At 65.3% G+C, this 4803-nt stretch carries 4 protein-coding genes and 1 pseudogene; 1 reads left to right on the top strand and 4 read right to left on the bottom strand.

Features of this window, described 5'->3' with window-relative positions:
* Nucleotides 1–130: 130 nt before the first annotated feature.
* The 4 genes and pseudogenes from pheA to M9890_15420 form a co-directional block, all read right to left on the bottom strand.
* A complete protein-coding gene (gene pheA / locus M9890_15435; GenBank protein MCO5178346.1) occupies nucleotides 131–973 on the bottom strand; it encodes a prephenate dehydratase in 843 nt (280 codons plus the stop codon).
* A 170-nt stretch (nucleotides 974–1143) separates the two neighbouring features.
* On the bottom strand, nucleotides 1144–1608 hold the full coding sequence (locus M9890_15430; protein MCO5178345.1) for a VOC family protein: 465 nt from the start codon (nucleotides 1606–1608) through the stop codon (nucleotides 1144–1146).
* 106 nt (nucleotides 1609–1714) lie between these two features.
* Nucleotides 1715–3100, bottom strand: coding sequence for an FAD-binding oxidoreductase (locus tag M9890_15425; protein MCO5178344.1), 1386 nt, complete (start codon nucleotides 3098–3100; stop codon nucleotides 1715–1717).
* A 329-nt stretch (nucleotides 3101–3429) separates the two neighbouring features.
* Nucleotides 3430–3875 (bottom strand): annotated as a pseudogene (locus M9890_15420) (nitroreductase family deazaflavin-dependent oxidoreductase).
* A gap of 128 nt (nucleotides 3876–4003) precedes the next feature.
* Here M9890_15420 and M9890_15415 point away from each other — a divergent pair.
* Nucleotides 4004–4803 (top strand): amidohydrolase family protein (locus M9890_15415; GenBank protein MCO5178343.1); only part of this gene is annotated, 800 nt, incomplete at its 3' end.

Raw genomic sequence — 4803 nt, 5'->3', positions numbered from 1 at the left:
TCCGAAGCCGCTGCACGGTCTAGCCCGCGAATTTCTGGCCTCCGAGGGCAGCGTGCTCTACAAGGGCTTCCGCAACGGCGAGCTTGAATACGTCCGCATCGTCGCGCAGCGCGACTGATGGCGGCGCTGGCTACTCGGTGGCTGCCTCGTCGACGAAGGCGGGATACGAGCCGAACACCTTGAAGATGTCGCTCTTGGCGCGCATGCGCTCCAGCGCCGCCGCGATTGGCGCGTCCAGCCGGTGGCCCTCGATGTCGATCAGGAAGTAGTACTCGCCGAGGACGTTCTTGGCCGGTCGGCTCTCCAGGCGCGTCATCTGGATCGTGTCGGCGGACAGCTCCTCCAGCACGGCGAAGAGTGAGCCGGGCACGTTGCGACGCACCGCGATGGCCATCGAGGTCTTGTCGTTGCCGGTCTGCGGGTGGTCGCGGCTGGACAGTGCCACGAAGCGCGTGGCGTTCAGGTGGTTGTCCTCAATGTTCCGCGCCAGAATCTCCGCGCCATAGAGTTCTGCCGCACGCGCGGTGCCGATGCCCGCGACCGTCGGATCGCCACCCTTGACGACCGCTTCCACCGCCCCGGCTGTCGAAAGCGCAGCGGTCTGGTTGGCGTTCGGCAGGCAGCGCTCCAGGAAGCGGCGGCACTGCCCCAGCGCCTGCGGATGGCTATGCACCGTCTTGATCCCGGTGATCGACGCACCCGGCGCAGCCGAAAGGCAATGTCGCACGGGAACGACGACCTCGCGCGAGATCTGCAGTGCCGTCTCGTGGATCAGCAGATCGAGCGTGCCGGAGACGGAGCCCTCGATCGAGTTCTCGATCGGCAGGACAGCCGTGTCGGCGACGTCAGCTTCGACGGCGGAGACGAGGGCCGGAAACGATGCAAACGGTATCAGTGTGTCGCCCTCGTTCGCGACCATCATTGCCGCTTCTTCGCTGAACGTTCCGATTGGCCCCAGAAATGCTATCCGCATCCCGCTCCGCCTCTGCTCCTGATTGCAACATACCCGTCGTGCCGAGTATACGTGACCGGCCCGGCGAGACCCGCGTCGCCGCGCCAAAGATCCCGGTATGAAGCAACCATGAGCGCAGAGACCACCAATGAGCGCGCCCGAGGGAAGCGCGCCGGGCGGCTGACGCGGCGCTATTCGCCTGCGTAGGCGCGCTCGATCGTCGCGATGTCGATCTTCTGCATCTTCAGCATCGCTTGCGTCGCGCGAGCGGCACCCTCGGGATCGGGGCCGGACACGAGCTCAAGCAGCCGCGTCGGCGTGATCTGCCACGACAGGCCGAACTTGTCCTTCAGCCAGCCGCACTGGCTCTCCTCGCCGCCGTCCGCGGTCAGCGCGTCCCAGAGGCGATCGACTTCTTCCTGCGATTCGCACTGGATCATGAACGACGTCGCTTCGCTGAGCTTGAATATCGGCCCGCCATTGATCGTCATGAACTGCTGCCCGTAGATCCGGAATGACGTCGAAATGACGTTGCCGGTCTCGGGATCACGCAATCCGTCGAGGACTTCCGAATCCTCGAAGAGCGAGACGTAGAAATTGGTTGCTTCCTCAGCCGTGCCATCGAACCACAGGCAGGGGACGATCTTCTGTGTCATGGTTCTGCTCCTTCATCGCTGGCCCCGGCACCGCTGCCCGAGCCGTTTCTGTTCCGACGTCAACTAGTCGAACGAGCATGGCCAGATTCGACAGCGATCTGCCGCGTCAGTGCCGCGTCAGGCGCTCCACGAGGGACGAGCCATCGGGCGCGACGCCGGTTGCTTCGGCCTTCTCGTCGAGCTGGGCGAAGCCGCGCTGCACGAGGCGCACGCCGAAGAAGCGGAATGGCTCCGGCTCCCACTTCCGTCCCGCGCGGTTGATGAACGGCAGATGCGTGAGGTCGCTGTCGGTCTGCGTGATCAGATCGGCAACCGTGCGGCCGAACAGGTTGGTTGGCCCGACACCGGTGCCGGTGTAGCCATAGGCGGCGGCCAGCCCGTCCTTTGGGTCGTAGCTGACAGTCGGGACGTAATCACGCGGCCATCCCAGCGGCCCGCCCCAGCTGTGGGTGAATTTCACGCCCTTCAGCATTGGGAACCACTCGCGCACGTCGTCCTGCAACATCCCGAGCGTCGGCGCGTGGCGGTCGTACTCGTCGCGAATGCGCGAGCCGAGGTGGTAGGGTGCGCCGCGTCCACCAAACAGCACCCGGCCATCGGCGGTGTGCGTCAGGTACTTAACCATGTTGGTCGCCGACGAAAGTCCCTCGCGCGCTTCCCACCCGATCTGCTGCCAGTCCGCCTCGGAGAGCGGCTCGGTGAGCGTGATGAGTGAGTAGACCGGCATCACCTTGCGCCGCATCTCGGGGAAGCGCGACAGGTACGACTCACCGGCCAGCACGATCGTCTTCGCCCGCGCGTGGCCGTCCGCCGTATGCAGTGCCGGGTACGCGCCGGTCGTCCAGCCGATAACCGGCGACTGTTCGTAGATCGTCGCGCCATGACGCTCGACAGCGCGAGCCAGTCCGCGTGCCAGCTTCGCCGGGTGGATCTTCCCTCCGTGGCGCTGATGGTGCCCGCCGATCGCACCGGCGACCGCGACGCGCTCGGCGACCTGGTCGGCGTCAAGCACGACCGAGCCGTGGCCAAAGCCGAACTCCTCCATTGTGCGCTGCTCGGCACGGAGAACGTCCATCTGGTAGGGGCTGCGCGCGAGGCGTGTGTAGCCGCCGTGGACGTAGTCCATGTCGATGCCTTCACGTTCGGCGACACCAGCGATCTCGTCGACGACCGTGCCGATCGCGCGCTGCACGTCGATCGCCGACTCTCGCCCGAAGAGCTGCGCCATGCGCCGCAAGCCGACCGGGAAGCGGTTGCCGACCGTGCCGCCGTTGCGCCCCGACGCGCCAAACCCGGCGATCTCGCTCTCCAGAATCGCCACCTTCAGCGACGGATCGCGCTGCAAGAGGTAGTAGGCCGTCCACAACCCGGTGAAGCCGGCCCCGAGGATCGCCACATCAACGTCGACCGTCCCACGCAGCGCCGGTCGCGGCGTCAGGTCGTCGCCACAGGTCTCGAGCCAGAAGCTATACGACGCGTAATTCTTTCCCACGACATCCTCCCCGGAGATGTGACTGCGTTGTAGCCAATGTCGCGGCACTATACGACGATGTCAGGCATGGTCGCGTCATCTGTCTCTTCGTTGTTGGACTGTATCGAACGGGTGGGAGATCTTTCGCGTGCGCGCTCAAGATGACAGGAGACAGAGGGGGCTGCCGGTCCGGAGTACTCGCCATTGATGGCAATGTCGAGTGGCTGGATCGGCTACCACTCACTTGTCCTGTCATCTCGAACCGCAGTGAGAGATCTCCCACCCGTTCGACTTTGTCCCACGCAGGAGAACCTGATTGCCGAGGATGACTACCGCGCCACCGGCAGGCGTTACTCGGCCGGGACAGGCGTGAGGACGAAGACGGGGATCTCCCGCGTGGTCTTCGCCTGGTAGTCGGCATACGGGGAAAGGTGGCGACGGCGCGCGTTCCCACCACTGCGCCTTCTCTTCTCCGGTGACCTCGCGGGCCATGTAGTCTCCGCTTCTCCGTGCCATCCTGCAGCTCGACGTGCGGGTTGGCCGTGAGGTTGTAGTACCAGACCGGGTGTTTGGGCGCGCCACCGAGCGAGGCGACTGCCGCGTACTCGCCGTCGTGCTCGACGCGCATCAGCGGCGTCTTGCGCAGCTTGCCGGTCTTTGCGCCGACCGAGGTCACGACGATGACCGGCATGTCGCGCAGGGTCGTCCCCTCGGTGCCGCCTGACTGCTCGTAGAGCTCGGCCTGCTTGCGTGCCCAATCGGACGTGCTCGGCGCGTACTCGCCTTCGAGGGTCATATTCACACTCCTTCGTTTGATGATTCGACTCGCCGCGCCTCCGGAAATCACTGCGGGCCGGAATACCAGGAAGACTCCCGGGTCATGCGCTACGATGATCCCACAGAGGTAAGGAAAGGTGTACTCCGATGGATCTCGCACTCGTCAATGGCAACCTGCTGACGATGGAGGATGCTCAGCCGACCGCCGAAGCCGCGCTCGTTCGCAACGGCCGGATCACCCGCATCGGCACGTCGAGCGAGATCCGGCGGGCGGCAGGTGACGCGCCCGTATTCGACTGTGACGGACGCACGGTCGTCCCCGGCCTGATCGACGGTCACGCGCACTTCGAGATGACGTGCTCCGCGCTGACGCATTGCCTCTCGCTCACGACGCCGCCGTACAACAGCCTCGCATCGATCGCCGGGATGATCCGCGAGCGCGTCAGCACAACTCCGCCCGGAGAGTGGATTCTTGTCCGCGGCTCGTTCAATCTCTACGCCCGCGTCCCCGAGGGACGGCTCTTCACTCGCCAGGAGCTCGATGCCATCTCGGACCAGCACCCGATCGTCGTCTACTCCTCGCTACATGTCACGATGCTCAACACCCTCGCGCTGCAGCTGCTCGGGTTGTGGGACGGCGAGCCGCCAATGGGGGTTGTCCTGCATCGCGCCGAGGATGGCACGCCGACCGGTGCCGTCACCGAGGTCTGGGACATGGTCCCGCCCTTCACCGTCGCGCAGGTGACATCGGCGATTCGTGCCCGCATGACTGACCTCTTCCTGGCCAACGGCGTGACGACGATCCACAACCTGCCGTATTCGGCCGAGGACATCCTCGCTGTCCAGGACCTGCAGGCGTCGGGCGAACTCCCGATTCGCTTCCGCATGTACTACCACGTGCCGCACCAGATTGATCTCGACGGCCTGCTGGCGATGGGTCTGCGACC

Source organism: Thermomicrobiales bacterium (genome assembly GCA_023954495.1).
Lineage (GTDB): Bacteria > Chloroflexota > Chloroflexia > Thermomicrobiales > CFX8 > JAMLIA01.
This window is presented reverse-complemented; position numbering and strand designations above follow the sequence as displayed.